17 protein-coding genes and 1 pseudogene are annotated in these 18,968 nt (G+C 69.3%); 10 read left to right on the forward strand and 8 right to left on the reverse strand.

Annotation, left to right across the window (positions count from 1 at the left end):
- Nucleotides 1-243: pseudogene (locus HG543_RS26980) on the reverse strand (sulfatase-like hydrolase/transferase); the annotation flags it as partial.
- Nucleotides 244-346: 103 nt separating this feature from the next.
- Between HG543_RS26980 and HG543_RS26985 the strand changes: the two are divergent.
- The 7 genes from HG543_RS26985 (at nucleotide 347) to HG543_RS27015 (ending at nucleotide 8,399) form a co-directional block, all read left to right on the forward strand.
- Nucleotides 347-1,657 (forward strand): adenylate/guanylate cyclase domain-containing protein, encoded by a 1,311-nt coding sequence (locus HG543_RS26985; protein WP_211194195.1) that lies wholly within the window; start codon nucleotides 347-349, stop codon nucleotides 1,655-1,657.
- 183 nt (nucleotides 1,658-1,840) lie between these two features.
- The gene (locus HG543_RS26990; RefSeq protein WP_169347771.1) at nucleotides 1,841-2,359 is read left to right on the forward strand and encodes an NADH-quinone oxidoreductase subunit C; all 519 of its coding nucleotides are present in this window, start codon (nucleotides 1,841-1,843) and stop codon (nucleotides 2,357-2,359) included.
- A gap of 15 nt (nucleotides 2,360-2,374) precedes the next feature.
- Entirely contained in the window at nucleotides 2,375-3,628 is a 1,254-nt protein-coding gene (gene nuoD / locus HG543_RS26995) for an NADH dehydrogenase (quinone) subunit D (RefSeq protein ID WP_169347746.1), read from the forward strand.
- A complete protein-coding gene (locus tag HG543_RS27000) occupies nucleotides 3,625-5,508 on the forward strand; it encodes a 2Fe-2S iron-sulfur cluster-binding protein (RefSeq protein WP_169347747.1) in 1,884 nt (627 codons plus the stop codon). The genes nuoD and HG543_RS27000 overlap by 4 nt, the downstream gene beginning before the upstream one ends.
- Nucleotides 5,509-5,510: 2 nt before the next feature.
- Nucleotides 5,511-6,968, forward strand: coding sequence for a complex I subunit 1/NuoH family protein (locus HG543_RS27005; RefSeq protein WP_169347748.1), 1,458 nt, complete (start codon nucleotides 5,511-5,513; stop codon nucleotides 6,966-6,968).
- Between the two features lie 23 nt (nucleotides 6,969-6,991).
- Nucleotides 6,992-7,789 (forward strand): NuoI/complex I 23 kDa subunit family protein, encoded by a 798-nt coding sequence (locus HG543_RS27010; RefSeq protein WP_169347749.1) that lies wholly within the window; start codon nucleotides 6,992-6,994, stop codon nucleotides 7,787-7,789.
- A 250-nt stretch (nucleotides 7,790-8,039) separates the two neighbouring features.
- Entirely contained in the window at nucleotides 8,040-8,399 is a 360-nt protein-coding gene (locus HG543_RS27015) for a (2Fe-2S) ferredoxin domain-containing protein (RefSeq protein WP_169347750.1), read from the forward strand.
- 1 nt (nucleotide 8,400) lies between these two features.
- Here HG543_RS27015 and HG543_RS27020 read toward each other — a convergent pair whose 3' ends face one another.
- Nucleotides 8,401-10,944 carry an adenylate/guanylate cyclase domain-containing protein gene (locus HG543_RS27020; RefSeq protein WP_169347751.1) on the reverse strand — a complete coding sequence of 848 codons (2,544 nt, stop codon included), beginning with the start codon at nucleotides 10,942-10,944 and terminating at the stop codon, nucleotides 8,401-8,403.
- A gap of 167 nt (nucleotides 10,945-11,111) precedes the next feature.
- Between HG543_RS27020 and HG543_RS27025 the strand changes: the two genes are divergently transcribed.
- Nucleotides 11,112-11,978 carry a hypothetical protein gene (locus HG543_RS27025; RefSeq protein WP_171818124.1) on the forward strand — a complete coding sequence of 289 codons (867 nt, stop codon included), beginning with the start codon at nucleotides 11,112-11,114 and terminating at the stop codon, nucleotides 11,976-11,978.
- A gap of 9 nt (nucleotides 11,979-11,987) precedes the next feature.
- Here the strand turns inward: HG543_RS27025 and HG543_RS27030 are convergent, their stop codons facing one another.
- Nucleotides 11,988-12,926 carry a hypothetical protein gene (locus HG543_RS27030; RefSeq protein ID WP_169347752.1) on the reverse strand — a complete coding sequence of 313 codons (939 nt, stop codon included), beginning with the start codon at nucleotides 12,924-12,926 and terminating at the stop codon, nucleotides 11,988-11,990.
- Nucleotides 12,927-13,135: 209 nt separating this feature from the next.
- On the opposite strand from HG543_RS27030, the gene HG543_RS27035 reads away from it, so the two are divergent.
- Nucleotides 13,136-14,485 (forward strand): AHH domain-containing protein, encoded by a 1,350-nt coding sequence (locus HG543_RS27035; protein WP_169347753.1) that lies wholly within the window; start codon nucleotides 13,136-13,138, stop codon nucleotides 14,483-14,485.
- 9 nt (nucleotides 14,486-14,494) lie between these two features.
- Nucleotides 14,495-15,061, forward strand: coding sequence for an imm11 family protein (locus HG543_RS27040; RefSeq protein ID WP_169347754.1), 567 nt, complete (start codon nucleotides 14,495-14,497; stop codon nucleotides 15,059-15,061).
- A gap of 93 nt (nucleotides 15,062-15,154) precedes the next feature.
- Here HG543_RS27040 and HG543_RS27045 read toward each other — a convergent pair whose 3' ends face one another.
- The 5 genes from HG543_RS27045 to HG543_RS27065 all read right to left on the reverse strand — a co-directional run bounded on the left by HG543_RS27045 (nucleotide 15,155) and on the right by HG543_RS27065 (nucleotide 18,948).
- Nucleotides 15,155-15,394, reverse strand: a complete 240-nt coding sequence (locus HG543_RS27045; protein ID WP_169347755.1) for a hypothetical protein — start codon at nucleotides 15,392-15,394, stop codon at nucleotides 15,155-15,157.
- Between the two features lie 215 nt (nucleotides 15,395-15,609).
- Nucleotides 15,610-17,343, reverse strand: coding sequence for a bifunctional metallophosphatase/5'-nucleotidase (locus HG543_RS27050; protein ID WP_169347756.1), 1,734 nt, complete (start codon nucleotides 17,341-17,343; stop codon nucleotides 15,610-15,612).
- 197 nt (nucleotides 17,344-17,540) lie between these two features.
- Complete coding sequence (locus HG543_RS27055) at nucleotides 17,541-17,801, reverse strand: hypothetical protein (RefSeq protein ID WP_169347757.1); 261 nt, start codon at nucleotides 17,799-17,801, stop codon at nucleotides 17,541-17,543.
- 348 nt (nucleotides 17,802-18,149) lie between these two features.
- The gene (locus HG543_RS27060; protein WP_169347758.1) at nucleotides 18,150-18,449 is read right to left on the reverse strand and encodes a YtxH domain-containing protein; all 300 of its coding nucleotides are present in this window, start codon (nucleotides 18,447-18,449) and stop codon (nucleotides 18,150-18,152) included.
- A 52-nt stretch (nucleotides 18,450-18,501) separates the two neighbouring features.
- Entirely contained in the window at nucleotides 18,502-18,948 is a 447-nt protein-coding gene (locus HG543_RS27065; RefSeq protein ID WP_169347759.1) for a hypothetical protein, read from the reverse strand.
- Nucleotides 18,949-18,968: the final 20 nt, after the last annotated feature.

The raw sequence follows: 18,968 nt of genomic DNA on the forward strand, positions 1-18,968 counted from the left end.
CGCGAGCACCGCCCCCGCCACCGCGTACACCGCCGCCACCCGCAGCAGCACGCCCGGCAGGAGGGGCTTCACCGCCGCCGCCAGCGCCGCGTAGGGGCCGTCCACCGGAATGTCCACGCCCACCACGCCGGAGCGCAGGAGCAGCCACGACTCCCCGGCGAACAGCGCCAGCCCCCACCCGGCGCCGCACAGCAGCCGGAGCAACAGGGAACGCAGGGGGTGGGACAGAGAGGGGGCGGACATGCGCCCGCGTCTCTACAACCGATTGCAACGGTTCCGCTACGCTGGGGCGTCAACCTTCCACGAAACGTGCGTGCCCTCCGGGGCCAGTGCAAGATGAGGGCCCTTGAGTGACCTACCCACGGGGCCGGGCGCGGGGGGAGAGAGCGCGCGGTCCATCCAGCCGGAGGGCAGCCAGGACTCGGTGAGCCGGGCCCTGGAGGCCGAGCGCCTGCGCAACGCGCGGCAGCTGGCGTGGATCCGCTTCGTGGCCGTCACCGTCCTCTTCGCCGTGTCCGCGTACCTGGGGCTCTTCCGGGGCCTGGCGGACTGGGAGGTCTACCTCCAGACCTTCGCCGTGTACTGGCTCCTCACCACCGGGGTGGCCGTGACGGTGGTCCTCGCCCCCCGGGCGTCGCGGTGGGCGGGGCTGACGCTGGCCTTCGTGGACGTCCCGGCCGTCTACTGGCTGCAGCACCTGGCCATCCCCGTGTCGCCCTCACCCGGAGGCGTGGCGGGCTTCACCCTGGGTATCTTCGCCGTGCTGGTGCTCCTGGCCGCGCTGTCCCTGCGCTCCTCGGTGACGGTGGTGGTGACGCTCATCGCGGCCGTGGCCGAGGTGCGGCTGCAGCACGAGGCCGGTATCGGCGTGGGGGCCCAGGTGGCCGCCGTGGTGGTGCTGGGGGTGGCGGCGACGGGGGCCCGGCACCTCTTGGACCGCATCCGCGCCCTGTCCGCCGCCGTCAGCGAGGAGGCCCTCAAGCGCGCCCGGCTGGGCCGCTACTTCTCCCCCTGGGTGGCCGAGCGGCTCCAGCACCAGGCCTCCCCCGCCCCGGAGCTGCGCGAGGTGACGGTGCTCTTCGCGGACATCCGGGACTTCACCGCCCTCAGCGAGCGGCTGCCCCCCGAGCGGGTGGTGGACATGCTCAACGAGTACTACGGCCGCATGGTGGAGGTGGTGTTCCGCCACGGGGGCACGCTCGACAAGTTCATCGGGGACGCGCTCATGGTGTACTTCGGCGCCCCCCTGGACGATCCGGACCATGCCGCCCACGGGGTGCGGTGCGCGCTGGAGATGGTGGACGAGCTGAAGGCCGTCAACGCCGACCGCGCCGCCCGGGGGGAGCCCGTGCTGCGCATGGGGGTGGGCCTCCACACCGGCCCGGTCATCCTGGGCAACATCGGCTCCGTCAGCCGCCGCCTGGAGTACACCGCCATCGGCGACACGGTGAACCTGGCCAGCCGCATCGAGGGGCTGACCAAGAGGGCTGGCGTCCCGGTCCTCGTCTCCCAGACGACCCGGGAGCGCGCCGGGGGGGACTTCCGGTGGGAGCCGGCGGGCAGCTCCCAGGTGCCCGGCAAGAGCCAGCCCGTCACGACCTTCGCCCCTTCCGTCCCCCGCACGCCCCGGACCGACACGGCCGGTGCGGGCGCTTGATCCATTCCCGCCCGGCGGGCTCCGGGAGGCCCCCCTGGCTCCCGGCCACCCAACAGCGGCTTCTGGACCTCCTAAGTGGCCTACATGGCTGAGGGTTTACGTTGACGCCCCCCTTCCGTGGTCCTTATAAAGCCGCGGATTCTTCTCCCTTCAGTCATTGGGTCCCCCTTGAGCACTTTCGCGTTGGACAGGGTCTCCGCCCAGCTCCCAGAGGCGGTGGTGGAGCGCTATGTGGACCGGACCGGCGGCGCCTGGGCCGTGATTCACGCGGATCATCTTCCGAAGGTCGCCGCCTTCCTGAAGAACGACCCGGAGCTTCAGTTCAAGCTGTTCGGCTCCATCGACGCCGTGGACCGCCTGCACCTGGCGGAAAGCGATCCGCGGTTCGAGGTCGTCTACTTCCTCTACTCGCTCAAGCGGCACGAGCACGTGCGCCTCAAGGTGCGCGTGAGCGAGAACCAGCCCGTGGTCCCCACCCTGACGCCGCTGTTCAAGGGCGCCAACTGGTGGGAGCGCCTCACCTGGGACTTCTACGGCATCCGCTTCGACGGCCATCCGGACCTGCGGCGCATCCTCCTGTACGAGGAGTTCCAGGGTCACCCCCTGCGCAAGGACTACGCCCTGCGCGACCGGCAGCCGCTCATCCCCGAGCGTCCCATCAAGGACATCTTCCGCGGCCCCGGTACCAGCGGGCTCTCCTGATTCGCTGAGGACATCATGTCTGACCACGGCAAGCCCACCGACCACGCCCCGAACCCGGACACCGACGCGTACGCCCACGAGTCGGAGCTGGAGGCCCACCTCCAGACCAAGCGGATGGTCATCAACATGGGCCCCTCGCACCCGGCCACGCACGGCACCGTGCGGCTGAAGGTGGAGCTCGAGGGCGAGACCATCATCAAGATCGACCCGGAGATTGGCTTCCTCCACCGCGGCTTCCAGAAGAGCTGCGAGAACGTCACGTGGACGCAGTGCCTGCCCTATACGGACCGGCTCAACTACATCTCCGCGATGATGAACAACTTCGGGTTCCTCAACGCCGTGGAGAAGCTCATCGGCCTGGAGATTCCCGAGCGCGCCCAGTACATCCGCGTCATCGGCTCCGAGCTGCACCGGCTGACGGACCACCTGACGTGCGTGGGCGCCACCGGCCTGGAGATGGGCGGCTTCCAGCCGTTCCTCCTCGGCCTGGAGTTCCGCGAGCTGCTCCATGACCGCACCGCCGAGCTGACCGGCGCGCGCCTCACCACCAGCTTCGGCCGCGTGGGCGGCATCAACCGCGACCTGCCCGAGGGCTGGATTGAGAAGGTGCGCAAGACGCTGGACCGCGGCGAGGAGCTCATCACGGAGATGGACGCGCTGCTGACGCGCAACCGCATCTTCGTGGACCGCACCAAGGGCACCGGCATCATCAACGCCGAGGACGCCATCGACTTCGGCTACACGGGCCCCGCCCTGCGCGCCTGCGGCGTGGACTACGACATCCGCAAGACGAAGCCGTACTGGGTCTACGACCGGTTCGACTTCGACATCCCGGTGGGCGAGCACGGCGACAACTACGACCGCTACCTCGTGCGCCTGGAGGAGATGCGCCAGTCCATCCGCATCCTGCGCCAGGCCATGGACACCATCCCCGCCGGCCCCATCATCGTGGATGACTGGCGCATCGCGCTGCCGCCCAAGCCCGAGGTGTACGGCACCATCGAGGGCGTGATGTCGCACTTCAAGCTGGTGATGGAGGGCATCCAGGTACCCCCCGGCGAGGTGTACGACTCCACCGAGGCGTCCAACGGCGAGCTGGGCTGGTACATCGTGAGCGATGGCCGCGGCCGCCCGTACAAGGTCCATGTCCGCGCCCCCGGCTTCCCGGTGCTGGCCGCGGTGCCGCACATCATCGAAGGCAAGATGCTGGCGGACCTCATTCCCACTTTCGACACGATCAACATGATCGGCGGCGAGGTCGAGCAGTGAGCGACAACGACAACAAGAAGCCCACCGGTGATGCGCAGACGCCCCCCAAGGGTGCGCCCACCGACACGCCCGCGGCGAAGATTGGCCCCGAGCCCTCCAACCCGCCCGCGGGCGCGAAGCTGGACACGCCGCCCGCCGCGCACAGCGGCCCCACCGGCACGCCCAAGCCGCCGCCTCCTCCGGGCCCGCCGCCCAAGCCGGCGCCGAAGAACCCGGGGTTCGTCACCTGCACCATCGACGGCAGGGAAGTCGTCGTGAAGCCGGGGACGAACATGATCGAGGCGGCCAAGCTGGTCGGCTCGGAGATTCCCTACTACTGCTACCACCCGCGGCTCTCCATCGCCGCCAACTGCCGCATCTGCCTCATCGAGGCGTCCAACGCGCCCAAGCTGGTGCCCGCGTGCCAGACGCCGCTCGCCGAGGGCGTGGTCATCAAGACCACGACGCCCAAGGTGAAGGAGCAGCAGCGCGCCGTCATGGAGTTCCTGCTGCTCAACCACCCGGTCGACTGCTCCATCTGCGACCAGGCCGGTGAGTGCAAGCTGCAGGACTACTACATGAAGTACGACTACCGCCCCTCGCGCCTGGAGGGCGGCAAGATTCTCAAGAACAAGCGCAAGGTGCTCGGGCCCCGCGTGGTGCTGGACCAGGAGCGCTGCATCATGTGCACCCGCTGCGTGCGCGTGATGAACGAGGTGGCGAAGGAGCCGCAGCTGGGCGTGTTCGGCCGCGGCAGCCACGAGCGCATCGACGTGTTCCCCGGCAGCGAGCTGGACAGCAACTACTCGCTGAACACCGTGGACGTGTGCCCGGTGGGCGCGCTGCTCAGCCGCGACTTCCGCTTCAAGGCGCGCTCGTGGTTCCTGTCCGCCACCCCGTCGGTGTGCACCGGCTGCTCGCGCGGCTGCAACACCTACGCGGACTGGATGTCGCAGGACACCTACCGCTACCGCCCGCGCGAGAACGAGGCCGTCAACAAGAGCTGGATGTGCGACCAGGGCCGGCTCTCGTACAAGGACCTCAACCTGGAGCGCGCGCTGCGGCCGCAGGTGGGCCGCCGCGCCGGCAAGGCCGCCACGGAAGGCGAGCCGGTGGTGACGCGCAAGGAGGCGGTGCAGGCCGCCGCCAAGGCGCTCAAGCCGCTGGTGGGCACCGCGCAGCTGGCGGTGCTGGCGTCGCCGGTGGCCTCCAACGAGGACCTGCTGGCGGGCCTCACCTTCGCGAAGGCCACGCTGGGCGTGTCCACCGTGTACGTGGGCGGCCGGCCGCAGGGCGCCGCGGACCACTACCTGATGACGGCGGACAAGAACCCCAACCGCAAGGGCCTGGAGCTCATCGCCCAGGGCCTGGGGCTGAAGCTGGAGTCCTTCGACGCGCTGTCGTCCGCCATCGGCGCCGGCCGCGTGAAGGCGCTGTACGCCATCGGCACCGAGGTGCCGGGTGACGCGGAGGCCTTCGCGCAGGCGGCGGGCCGGCTGGACGTCTTCGTGGCGCAGGCCTTCAACGAGACGCCCGTCACGGCGCAGGCCACGGTGCTGATGCCGGCCTCCGTCCACGTGGAGGACGAGGGTTCCTTCGTGCAGCAGGACGGCATCATCCAGCGCTTCCGCAAGGCCTACCCGCCCAAGGGCGACGTGGTGCCCCACTGGCGCTGGGCCGCGGAGCTGACGCGGGAGCTGGGCGGCGAGGCCGCCTGGGCCTCCGCGCGCGACGTGTGGCGCGAGCTGTCCGGCAAGGTGTCCGCCTTCGCCGAGTTCAACTGGGACAAGGCCTCTCCGCCGGACCGGGAGAAGCCGGGCATCAATCCGCTGCCTGCGGGCGCCGATGGGCGTCCCCCGGGGTACCGTGAGTTCGGTACGCCTCGGGTGAGGGGTATCTGACCATGAGCCGCGTACTGACCATTCTCACCGCCCTCGTCACCATCGTCGTCGCCATCTTCGGTGGCGTCGCCACGGCGTACCTGGTGGGCGGCCTCGTGGAAGAGCACTGGTTCACCGGCGCCAGCCGGCTGACCAACATCCTCTTCCTCATCCTCGTCTTCGTGATGATCATCGCCACGCTCCTCACCATGGCGGAGCGGAAGTGGTCGGCGTTCATCCAGGACCGCATGGGCCCCAACAAGGCCCGCATCGGCCTGCCCGGCCTGAAGAACCGCTCGCTGGGCGGTCTGCCGCACATCCTCACCGACGTCCTCAAGATGCTGACGAAGGAGGACTTCGTCCCGGCGGCGGCCAACCGGTTCATGTTCAACCTGGGCCCCATCCTCGCCTTCGCGCCGGTGTTCGCGCTGTTCGCGGTGGTGCCGGCCGGCCCGTCCGTGAACGTCTTCGGCAACCGGGTGGACATGGTGGTGGCCACGCCGGACTTCGGCATGCTGTACGTGCTCGCCATCGCCTCGCTGGCCGTGTACGGCACGGCGCTGGCGGGCTGGGCGTCCAACAACAAGTTCGCGCTGCTGGGCGGCGTGCGCGCCACGTCGCAGATGATTGCGTACGAGGTGGCGCTGGGCCTGTCGCTGGTGGGCCTGTTCCTCGCGTTCTCCTCCGTGCAGCTGCCGGCCATCGTCGGTGAGCTGGGCAACGCGGTGGGGCTGGGCACCGGCCAGGCGCAGTACCTGTGGCGCACCGACGGCGCGTTCGACCTGGGCCTGCCGGCGTGGGGCATCATCCTCCAGCCGCTGGGCTTCCTGGGCTTCTTCGCCGCGTCCTTCGCGGAGACCAAGCGCGCCCCGTTCGACCTGCCGGAAGGCGAGTCGGAAATCATCGGCTACTTCGTCGAGTACTCCGGCATGAAGTTCGGCCTGTTCATGATCTCCGAGTTCGTGGAGGTCGTGGTGCTGGCCGGCGTGACGACGGCGCTGTTCTTCGGCGGCCACCACCTGCCCTTCGGCGGCGAGTGGCTGGCGAGCCAGCCGCTCATGCAGGAGCACCAGTGGCTGTTCGGCACCATCCTGGGCACGGTGTTCTGGCTGAAGGTGGTGTTCCTCATCTGGGTGCAGCTGCTCATCCGCTGGACGTTCCCCCGCTTCCGGTATGACCAGATTCAGTCGCTGGGCTGGAAGATCCTCCTGCCCATGGGCCTGGCGAACGTGTTCGTCAGCGGCGCGCTGGTGCTGTGGGACCCGAGCCTGCGGGCGCTGGCCATCGTCGGCATCCTGGAGATTGGCGTGCTGATGGTGCTGACGATGACGCGGAAGGAATCGGCGGAGGCCGGCGGTGCGCATGGGGCGCACGGCGGCGCTCACGGCGGCCATGACACCCACGGGCACGGGCTGCCCGCTGGCGCGCACGCGGCCCACGGGCTGCCGGCGCACGGCGCGGCTCACGCCTCCACGCACTAGCTCCCGGAATCGAGACAACCCACATGGCCATCAAGGTTACCCAGGACCCTCGCACCGACATCCGCGAGCGGGCGTATGTGCCGGAGCTGCTGCGCGGCCTGGCCATCACCGCGAAGCACTTCTTCCGCAACCTCTGGGGCACGCGCGACACCAACACGTCGGTGGTGGACCGCACGGGCACCAGCCTGATGACGACGGTGGCGTACCCCGAGGAGAAGCCCATCTACCCCGAGGGCTACCGCGGGCTGCACCGGCTGGTGCCGCGCGAGGATGGCAAGCCGCGCTGCGTGGCTTGCTACATGTGCGCCACCATCTGCCCGGCGCAGTGCATCTACATCGAGGCGGGCGAGTACGAGGAGACGTCCGCCGAGGGCGAGTCCCGCGTCATCGAGAAGTACCCCACCCAGTTCGTCATCGACGAGCTGCGCTGCATCGTGTGCGGCCTGTGCGTGGACGCGTGCCCGAAGGACGCCATCCGCATGGACACGTACATGCACACTCCGCCGGAGTACACGCGGCAGAACTTCGTGTACGACATTCCCAAGCTGCTGAAGGGGCCGGCGGTGTCGCACCCGTCGGACCCGTGGAACAAGCGTGAGGGCTCCGAGGAGCCGCACCACGCCCACAAGGAGGCCCACACGCGCATCGGCGAGGGCCTGGTGGAGCTGAAGCTGCCGCAGCACGGCAACATCGGCGCGGGCCACGGCCACGGCGGCCACGGGAAGATGACGCCGGGCGCGCAGGTGGGCGGCCACGGCGGCCAGGGCCAGACGGTGGTGACGCAGCAGGGCCCCATCCAGGTGACGAAGTTCCTCAAGTAGATCCACCCGCCACCTGGGCTCCGTAGGGGCTCCAGGGCACGGGATTCCCGGCCCGCCCTCCGCGCACGACGCGGACGGCGGGCCGGTGCCTTTTCGGGGTGCGGGTGATGAAGCTGAACCTCTTCAGTGGCCCTGGTGCCACGCGTCACGGCGGGCGGCGCGCGGGCCGGCGCGGTGTCCAGGCGGGCTCCCGCGCGGGGAACTCGTCTGCTTCCACGGACGCGGCCGAGTCCGTAGGGTGGTGCCTCCCATGAAGCGTTACCGCCTGTCGGTGTGCAAGGGCTCGAGCTGCAAGGCCGGAGGCGCGGACGCGGTGTACGCCGCCGCGCGCGACGCGCTGGGCGCCGGGGGGCTGGTGCCCCGGTGCGAGCTGTACCGCGGGGGCTGCTACGGCTTCTGCCACATGGGCCCCAACGTCGTCGTCCGCGAGGACACCGGCCGCAAGAAAGACCCGCTGTCGCCCGAGGACTACCAGCTGATGGGCTGGCCGGGCGAGGTGTACTACTCGGAGATGACGCCGGAGAAGATGAAGCGCGTGGTGGAGGAGCACATCGCGAAGGACGCGCCGGTGCGCGAGCTCTTCGGCCAGCCGGACTCCGGCGACGACTGACTCACGCGGCGGCGGCGGTGGGGCCTGACTCCTCCAGGCCGTGCACGCCGTCCCAGTCCGCGGGCGGCGGGGTGACGAGGAAGCGCGCGCAGCGGGCCACGTACACGGCGGCCACCGAATCCTGGAAGTCGGTGGCCACGCGCTCGAAGGCGGCGTGGGCCTCCGCGAAGCGGCGCTGGTGGTACGCGGTGAGGCCCTGCTCGTAGAGGGAGAGCTGCTCCTGCGCGCGCGGGGTGATTTCGCCGCGGCGGCCGACGAGCTCGTGGACGCGCACGGGCTGCGGCCGGCCCTTGAGGCGCACCTGGTCCACCACGCGGAAGACGTAGACGTCGCTGGCGAGCTTCGCGGTGGCGTCGCCCACCAGCACGTAGGTGCCGTACACCTTGTTGATGGACTCGAGCCGCGCGGCGAGGCCGACGGCGTCGCCCAGCACGGTGTAGTTGGACTTGAGCTCGCTGCCCATGTCGCCCACCACCACCTCGCCGGTGTCGATGCCGGCGCGGAAGGACAGGCGGCGGCCGTACTTCTTCTCCCAGGCGTCCTGCCGGCTGGCGAGCGCCGCGCGCAGCTTCAGCGCGGCCTCGCAGGCCAGGTGCGCGTGCCTGTCCGTGCGCACGGGCGCGCCCCAGAAGGCCATGACGGAGTCGCCGATGTACTTGTCCACCTGCCCCGCCGTGGAGCGCACCACCGCGGTCATCTCCGTGAGGTACTCGTTGAAGAGGCCCACGAGCTGCTCGGGGGCCATGCCCTCGGACAGGCGGGTGAAGCCCTCGATGTCGCAGATGTACACGGACATGTTGCGGCGCTCGGGGCGCATCAGGTTCAAGTCCCGGGTGACGAGCCGGGCCACCTCGGGGCTGACGTAGCGGCCGAGCGCGTTGTGCACGAAGTCGCGCACCTCGCGCTCGGTGCTGAAGGCGTAGAGGATGGTGACGCCGAAGGCGCCCACCATGGCGAGCAGCGGGCCGGCCATGGCAATCCACAGGTGCTGCTCGATGAAGACGTAGGCGGCCGCCGCCGCGTAGCCCGCGCCGGCCGCCACGAGCATGCCGACGTAGAGCACCGCGCCGCGCACCGAGCGCAGGAGGAAGCTGAGCGACAGGGCGAGGAAGGCGCCGACGAAGGCCAGGCCCATGGTGAGCATCAGGTCCGTGTCCGGCGTGGCGCGGGTGATGCCGTCCGAGCGGAGGATGTTGGCCAGGGCCTGCCCGAGGATGGCGCCGCCGGGCGTCTCGCCGCCAATGGGCGTGCGATGCATGTGGCCGCCGTCTCCAGCCGTGCGGGTGAGGACGACGGTGCGGCCTTCCAAATCATTGTCGAAGCGCGCGGGGCGCTCCTCGGCCACGTCGAAGACGTTGAGGAGCACGTTCCACGCGCGGATGGAGCGGGCCAGCGAGCCGCGCGAGCCGCGGCCGGCGGTGGGCGCGTTCCAGCGCACGAGGCTGAAGCCCGACGCATCCATGGGGATGGCGTGCTCGTCGCCGATGTGCAGCTTGCCGTCCGCGTAGCGCAGCCGGGTGGTGCCGGCCAGGCGCATGGCCGCGGCGAGCGGCAGCGACGGCAGCACGTGGCGCTGGCCTCGCACGGTGAAGGCCACGAGGTGCGGAATCGCGCGCACCACGCCGTCCGGGTCCGCCGGCAGGCTGACGGCGCCGAAGCCGCCACTGCCGCGCAGGAGCGGGGCCACGGGGTGCTGGAGGTGGCGCACCTCGACGAGCTTCGACGAATCCAGTCCCTCCACCTGCACCTCGGAGAGGGCGACGAAGAGGTCCGTGGGGCCGACGCGGTAGGCGTCGTCGGCGGCGCGGCGCTCCTCGATGGCGGCGGAGCCCACACCGAGCCGGCCGCCGAGCGCGCGGGCGTCGGCCTCGTCGGTGGCACCGCCCCAGACCTCCACCTGGTTGCCGGTGGGGATGAGGAACGCGGGGCGCTGCACGGCGAGCACGGCCTGGACGCGGGTGCGCGCGTCGGCCGGAGTGGCGTAGGTGCCGAGCTTGACGCGGTAGGGCCACAGGCGGCTGGCGGGCGGGAGCACGCGCGGGCCCTGGGACTCCCAGGTGAAGGCGAGCAGCGCGCGGTTCGGCTCGCGGTCCAGCAGCTGGCGGAAGGCGGCGTCATCGCTGGGAGCGAGCTGGGGCTGGGGGGACAGCTTCGGATCCACGCAGGCGCTGGGACTGAGCTCGGGGAACGGCAGGTCCACGAGGACGAGCAGCGCGCCCTCCTGGGTGAGCCGGTTCACCATGCCGCCCACGAGCTGACGGGGCCAGGGCTGGGTGGCGACACCGGGGCGGTCGTCCTGGCGGGCCTCGGCGAGCGTCTCGTCGTCGATGGCGACGACGACGGCTTCGTCGGGGCGCTCGGAGCGCTCACCGAGCTCGCGCACGCGCCAGTCGTAGCTGGCGCGCTCCCAGCCATCCAGGATGGCCTGGGCGCCGTCGAAGGCGGCGGCGAGTCCCCAGCCGGAGGACTCGTCCCGAGGCTCCGCGAGGCCGGGCGCGCGCAGGTAGACGAGCAGCCCCAGCACGCAGCCGAAGAGGACGGCCATCAGGAGTGAGACACCGAGCCGTTTGAGGAAGCGTCGGCTGGCGGAGTGGACGCGGAGACCTTGCACGGGAGGCCGGAGGATACCCCGGTTCGGGGTGTGTCGCGGGTGTCCTGTGGCGAGTGCCTGCTATGCTCGGGCGTCCCGTTGCACCTCTGGAAGAATTGCCGATGAAACGCCTCCTCCTGTCCGTGGCCCTTGCTGCTTCCTCCCTCGCTCCCCTGGCTTGCGACCTGGAGAAGACGGGCAATCAAATTGCCGCCGACCACCTGATGGTCGGCACCCTGCTGGCCACGCCGGAAGTGAATGTGTCGGGCTCGGCGCTGGCGGGCTACGACGCGGGGACCTTTGGCGGTCCGGACGGGGGTGACGTCATCTCGCTGCCCGCGCAGACGGCGGCGGCGGTGTTCTTCGGCTCGCGGAATGGGGAGAACTCGCAGCCTTCGGGCGTGGCGGGGGCGACCGTCACGCTGCAGCCGGTGAACGGGAAGACCACGCCGCTGACGGAGGACGGGGCTGGGAGCTACAGCCGCACCAGCGTGGGCGACGAGGAGCTGACGTACCAGTCCGGAGCGACGTACCAGTTCATCGCGACGCGCGGTGGGACGCGCTACGTGGGCCAGGTGGACGACGCGCCGGTGCAGGAGCGGGTCGAGGCCTTCCACCCGCCCGAGGGCTTCCTGCGCATCAACGCGCGCACGGCGCTGTCGTTCGACCGGGCGGCGGTGTCCAACGGGGAGGACCGCACGCTGGGCTTCGTCACCGTGGTGCCGCTGAGCGCGGACGGTGCGAAGGGCGAGCCGACGTACACGAACATGCCGAAGACGCCGGTGCAGTTCCTCCAGCTCGTGGGGCTGCCGGGGCCGTACCGCGAGGCCCGCGTGACGATTCCGGGCGAGGCCTTCCCCCAGTCGAACAAGACGTACCTGGTCATCTTCCAGGCGGTGCGCATGGGCGGGGCGGAGTCGGACAACCTGTTCCTCGGCAGCGCGCTGCTGGCGGGCACGGCCGAGGTCGGTGTGGTGCGGACGCGCTGAGAAGCGCGTTCAGCCGGCTTCGAGTTCCAGGTCGATGAGCCCCTGGAGCTTGAGGCGCAGCAGGTGCCCCGCGAAGCGCTCCGCCTCTTCGCGGGTGAGGATGTTGCGGAAGGCGGGTCCTTCCGCGACTTCGGCCTCCAGCACGGCGCCGCGCTGGAGGAGGCGGAAGAAGTCCTCCCCTCCTCCGGGGCGCGGGAGGAACACGGGGAGGAAGCCCTTTACCGGGACTACCTCCCCTGCCCCGCGTACTCGCCCTTCCAGGGCCGCGGCATCCGGGCGCACGTCGGTGGGGGTTACGCCCTCATCGGGGTATAGCGGCGCGGGCGGGAGCGACACGTCCTCCGTGGAGTCATCGAGCAGGAAGCCGTGTCGCGACGGGATACTCCCCGTCAGCAGGAAGCACAGGAGCACCGGTGTGTCTCCCGACAGGCGCTCCAGGTGGAGGATGGAGCGTTCTGCTCCGACGCGGCGCAGGAGCAGCGTCAGTCGAGGGCGGTTTGCTTTCAGGTAGCGCTGAGCGCGATCGCGCAGCGTGGCCCGAATCTCCGCGAAGGCCGCCGTGTAGCGGGCCTCCTCCTCTGTCTCGCGCTGTGCCAGCGCATCGCGGGCCGCCGCCAGTTTCACCTCGGCGTCGCGCAGGAAGTCCGGCGCCGCCGCGGCGACAAGTCCCGGCTCCGGCCCCTGCTCGGCTGGCGTCGACGCCGGAGCCAACCCCGCCGCGCGCACCGCGCCCAGGAGGAACGAGCCCTGCTGGTCCAACCGCTCGCGCTCCTCGCGCAGGCGCGCGCGGAAGGCGGCGTGCTCCAGCTTCAGTTCCAGCCAGGCCTCGTAGCCGGACTCCAGCGTCTCCAGCGCGCGCAGGCGCGCCAGCGCGGCGTCCGGGCCTGTTCCGGAGGAGGACTCCAGCCCGGGGAATCGCGACATCCCGCCCTGCTTCTTCTCACTCACGGCGCCCGACTCTACCCGGCTCGGGACGAGAAGGCCTCGTCCCGGAGTGACCGCCGCATGAAGGGGTGGTCCGAATATGAAGCTGGGCGCATGACCACGTGAGTCCTACGCCTGCCTGAGGCCCAGGGTCCAGACTCCCCGCGTCTTCAGACTTTTCTGGTATTCCTGGCCTCATCTTGTGAGACCGAGCCCGGAACCGGAGGACGTAGATGAGCGCGCGTGGGGTCATCTGGCTGGTGCTGGCGCTTGCCATTGCGGGCTGCTCGACTACGCGGGTCGTGCGCCTGGACATAGGGGACGGACCTCACATCGTCCACACGCCCTTCGAAGAGGAAGGTACCGGACCTGTCGAGTTGGACGACGATGAATTCGAGGAGGCCATCGCGGAGCTCTCCCGGGATGTGCGGCCCTTCTCCAACCCGTTACGAGAGGCCCGCCAACTCTTTGGAGTCCCCGAAAGAGGCGGCGTGTACCTGTACCAGCATCGCGGCCCTCGGCTCGTCCCCCAGGGCGAAGAGAAGCATCCGGACGGCCCGCGCCTCCTGGAGGCATACGCGGATGACGAACTGACGCGCGCCTATGGCCGCTGGTGCGAACGCAAGAAGCAACCCGGCGACTGCCTGCGCTTGCTGGCCGAAGGCCCGCTGCTGGCCAGCGACGGCAAGTACTCACTGGCCCTGGCCATCGCCATGGACTCGGTCTGGGAGGAGACGGCCGAGGCGTTGGAAGACATGGCGGACCCGCAGGCACTGCTCGCGACAGTGACTGCCTCCGTCAGCATGTATCTACTGCTCTGGTCTCTGCCAGAGCCGGTGAGCAAGGGCCTGGCGGCCATGCTCACGGCCGCGGCCATCGCCTACCTGGGCGTGGACACCGTGTGGCGCCTGCTGGATGGATGGATCGCACTGGTACGCAAAGTGGACCGGGCCACCACCTTCGAGCAACTCCGCGAGGCGGGCGAGGCGTACGGCGAAGTCCTCGGAGAGAATGCGGCGCGCATCTTCATCATGCTGGCCACGGCGGCCATTGGGAACACGGTGAGCCTGGCATCCAAGGCATCGCGACTGCCGGGCTCGGCGCAGGCAGCGGTCGCGGTGGAGACGCAGGCGGGCTATCAGTACGTAGCCATTGGAGGCGTGCAGTCGGTGGCGATGGCCGCCGAGGGCTTCACCCTCGCGCTGGCTCCCAACGCGGTCGCCATGGCTACTCGCGGGACACGGGGAGGTCGCTCCGAGGACCACCACCTCGCCACGAACAAGAACAGCGTCTCCACCGCGCGCGGCGGGCCCTGGACGCCCCGGTTCAAGAGAATCTTCAAGAAGGCCGGGATGGAGCTGGAAGACACCGAGAACATCGTGCCCGTCGGCGACCACAAGGGGCCTCATCCGCAGGAGTACCACGAGATGGTCTTCAGACGGCTGGAGAGTGCAACTGCGCGCTGTCGCACGGTGGATGAGTGCCGCAAGGTCCTGACAAAAGCGCTTCAACAACTGGCCAAGGAGGCCACCACGGAAGGCACGGATATCAACAAGCTCCTGACCGAACCCAAACGGCGCTAGAACCGCACCATGCCAGTTCGCTTCTTCGACCTCGCCGAGAACGTTCAAGCCGGGAACTGGGACCTGGGGGACCCCTTGGACGAGCGAGGTCACGAGGTGGAGGACCCCTGGATTTTCAGGGCGGGACGGCCTGTCCATGTTGAGGGCCGTCTCACGATTCCCGTTGAATCACCGGGCAAGCGGTTGGACTTCTCCACAGCCGGTGTGGGCGTGACGCCTGTGGTCCACGTCAAGGTGGCGGAGATCTTCAAGGAACTGGCTCCCAACGACGTGCAACTCATCCCCGTGCACGTCAAGGGTCACCCGGACCAGTACCTCATCCTGGTGGCCACGAGGCTCATCCATTGCATTGATGAGAAGGCGTCCAAGGTGCAGTTCTGGAAGCCGGAAGACGGACTGCCCGAGAAGGTAGGCCAGTACTACGCGGTGGATGACCTGCGAATCGACCCCACGCAGGTGGGCGACGCCAAGGTGTTCCGCCCGGAAGGCTGGGACATCGTCCTCATCGTCTCCGAGGACATCAAGCAGGCGCTGGAGCGCGCGAAGGTCACGGGCGTGAAGTTCAGGCAGGTGTAGTCAGAGAGACCATTCTCCAAAGCCTGATCGCGGAGGACCGAATGGGTGATGGCTCCACCGAAGTGACGGGCGGTGCCCTCACGAGGCAGCGGCTCACTCCTCGGGCAGGCTGCTCCCCGGGGGCAGGTCCTCGTGCTCCCCTGCATCGAGAATCGCAAGGGCGAGCGGCTTCGCCTCACGATTCAGGTTGATCGGGCGCCCCCCGCGAATGCGCTGGATGGACTGACGATCTCCGAGCAGCGCGAGTCCCAGTGAGGCCAACGCCTGCTCATTCAGTGAGTTCGTCATCGCGAAGCCCCACTCGTCGAAAACGCGGCGCAGCGTGGTGACCATGCCGCGCTCTCCTGCAAGAGCTCCCCTGACGGCGGCGTCGAGTTGGTCATAGCTACTGTGCGGCTCACCCTCTCGCGGAGTCCGCGGTTCGTGACGGCGCACGTGCTCCAAGAGGATGGCGCGAGCGCGGTCGATGAGTCTCTGTTTCTCCTCAGGGGTCATGGCGCTCACGATCGTAGATGCACGCGGACTCGAATCAGGCCACCGAAGCGGTGTCAGTGGCTCGAAGCAGGAGGAGCCTCCGGGGCCGGGCAGTGCGCGGGCGGGGAACCCTCCTCGGTGATGCGGCCCTCGGTGCGCGGCTCGATGCCCCGGGGCCTGCGCTGGAGGTCCTCCTGAATCAACTTCTTGAGGTCCGTCCCACAGCCCAGCTGTTCCCCGTCGGCGAGCATCGCGTACCCATCGCCTGCCCTGCCCTCCTTGTCCCGCGTGGCGATGAAGCTGTTGGCCGCGACGACGTAGCTCCGGCCCTCCTCCAGCGGCGCGGCGCCTTGCGGCCCTCCGAGCACCTGCACCGAGGTGACACGGCTTCCGGGAGGACGCTCGCGATTGAAGGAGTACTTCAACCCCGACACCTGGAGGAAGCGGCCTTCCCCATAGCCTCCCGAGACGGAGTTTTCGAGCATCCTCCGAATCGCATCACCCGTGAGCCGCACCCGGCATACGGGCGCCGGGAAGCCCAGGGTCCGCTCCAGGTGCTCGCCTCTCAACGGGCCCTGAACCCTGTCATCGAGCCGCAGCAATCCTCCATTGAGCACGGCGATGTCCGCCTTGGGAGCACCGGGCTCGGCGCGCATCAGGTCGGTGAGGTAGTTGCCGAAGTTCGTCTCCACGTTCCGCACGCATTGCTCGCGCGCCTCCAGCGGAACGCGTGCCTGGCCAATGGGGTTGTTGAAGTCAGGGAAGAGGGTCTCCAACTGCGCGAGGGTCGGCTTCCAGACCTGGGTGTCATAGGCCTCGTCCGTCGCGTCCTCGGTCGTGAGGGCGAGCATCTCGGGCTGCACGGCGGGAGCCCCCCGCGCGTCCCGGCCGAAGCGCAGGCGCCACATGCGCACCGCATTGGAATCCCCCTTGGTCACCAGCGCGCCCGAGGTGCTGTACATGCACGAGTGGTCATGCCCGCCCGCGAGCCACAGCAGCCGGGGGTGCTCGGCCTTCAGCGTCCGGGCGAGCGCCATGTCATCCGTCATCTCCAGGTGCGTGATGCCGATGAGCAGCTCCGCCCCACGCGCCTCCAGCGCCGACAAGCGCTCGTGGGCAAGAGACGCGTAATTCGCCCGGTCGGCCTTCTCCACATAGGCCTTGTCGAGCCCCTCGGCGAGAGCGAGCGCGAAGAAGCCCACCTTCACGCCTCCCATGGTCAGCAGGGCATCGGGCTCCACCTTCTGAGCCACTCCGGCGGCATCCCCCCGCAGCTTCACGTTGGAGCCCAGCCAGCGGAACCGTGACGTCTCGAGCGCCTTCACCAGCGGCGCCGCCGTCTTCTTCTCGAACTCATGATTCCCGGGCACCACGAGCAGCTCCCCGCGTGTGGCGGGCTCGCCTTCCTGGAGCCGGTCATGCAGGAAGTTGAGGGCGGCCACCATCCGCTCGACGCCGAGCCTGTCGCTCTCCAGCGAGGGGAAGAGGAAGTCGCCCGAGTGCACGATGTACACCGGCAGCCGCTCCTCCTCGCGCGTGCGCTGGATGAGCGCGGCCACCCGGCTCAGCCCTCCGGCCACGCCGTTGCGCGCCGGCCCGACCCGGTAGATGTCATTGAGGTGCAGGACGACGAAGGCGGGAGCAAATCCGTCCGGAGCCGGCAGCCGGGCATCCTGCTCCGGACAGACCCGCGGCGCCGCGGGCGCGGTGGAAGTGGCGGGCTCGTGCGAGCGGCCCCGTCGGGCTGCCGGGTTGCACGCCAGCAGCACGGTGGGGACCATCCACACCAGACAGGTCAAGGGACGCATGAGGCGGGCTCCTGCCAGGGCAAAGCACCCACGCTAGCGGAGCCTCCCAGAGGGGCTCAATCCGGCGGGCTTGCCACCCGGGGTCCGGGTATCAGGAAGCCGCCATTCCCGAGAGGGACAACAAGAAGGCCCCCACCCCATGCCGTCACCGGCACACGGATGGAGGCCCTCAGCTCAACACAGTCCTTTTCACATCCCTACAAAGGCTCCCATCCCCCGGGACCGCAAATGCCGACGAACTCATCGACCTGGAAGTAGGTATAGGTTCCCACCAGATGGTATTGGACGCCGCGAAGGGTGCACTCGGGATAGATGTAGCCGACCTCCGTCGTGTAGGTGGCATCGCTGTACATGATCGTACGGTAAGCGGGTTCGCCGCTTTGTTGCGCGCCGGCCTGGCTGGCGCCCAGGAACATCGTGGCCAGGGCCAAAGACAATACCTTCACTCGCTTGACCATATTCGTCTCCTGTAATCCGCGCTGTCCGATGCGTCGACTACATCCTCAGGGAACAGGTACGTCAGACCTACCTACTCACAGACCACGTCGGGCTCGCACACGCAGTCAGGGAAGCGTCCACCGCAGCGCCTGTAACATGAGCAGTCCTCGTTGGCGCACTCATGAGCAGCTCCACACGTCGGATGCTGCGTGGGAAAGGCAAACAAAGCCTAACAGGCTTCACACCGCACTCCAACCAATCCCATGCAAGCCAAAGATTGAAGTGCCATCGCACCAGGAGCCCGGAAACACGAAGGGCCCCCATCCGCGCGGATGGAGGCCCTCAATCCAACACAGTCCGTCAGCGAATCAGGCCGTCCGGGACACAGGAGGCGTGGCGCCCTGCTGGGCGTTGTCGCCCTGGCCGCGGCCCACGGCGTTGTTCAGGTACTCCTGGCCGCTCGCCAGCCGCTGGCGGAGGTCGTCCCGGAGCTGGTTGCCCGGCTTCGGCGCGAGCAGCAGGCCCAGGCCCGCGCCCACCAGGATGCCCGCCGCGAACGCGCCCAGCACCGGCAGGAGCTGCTCCGTCGTGTCACGGCGCGTCTCCAGGCCGATGAGGTGCAGCAGGTCGTCCTTGTCCAGCTTCTTCAGGGAGTTGAGGTTCACCATTCGCGACTCCAGGGGTGGGTACGGCAACGACAAAATTGGAACAACGCCCAGCCTAGTAGCTGGGAGGACGCGGCGTCCCCGCGGACGTGGCATTCGCCGAAGCGGTGCTGTCCGCACCCCCCGCGCCCGCCATCCCACGGCCCGCCTGATAGCCCTGCAGTGCCTGCTCGGCCATGCCCAGCAGCTCGTCCTTCACGAAGGGCAGCGCGGCCAGCCGCACGCCCAGCTTGATGATGCGCGCCGTCATCGGCGTGAAGAGCCCGCCGCCCAGGACGTAACCCACGCCCAGCGCGGCAGCCATCATCCCGTACGGGTTGCGCTCCACGCGGCCCCGCAGGTCCAGCGCCTGGCCCAGGTCCGTCACCGCGCCGCGCGCGTCCGTCCAGAGCTGCTGCGCCTCCGAACCAATCTGGTCCACCCGCTGCCCGAAGCCCGCGTTGTTGTCGCCCTGCTGCGACTGGGACGAGCCGTTGCCCGCCGCGCCTGGATAGGTCGTCATGAATGCCCTCTCTCGTTCTC

Origin of the sequence: Pyxidicoccus fallax (assembly GCF_012933655.1) — a bacterium.
Taxonomy (GTDB): domain Bacteria; phylum Myxococcota; class Myxococcia; order Myxococcales; family Myxococcaceae; genus Myxococcus; species Myxococcus fallax.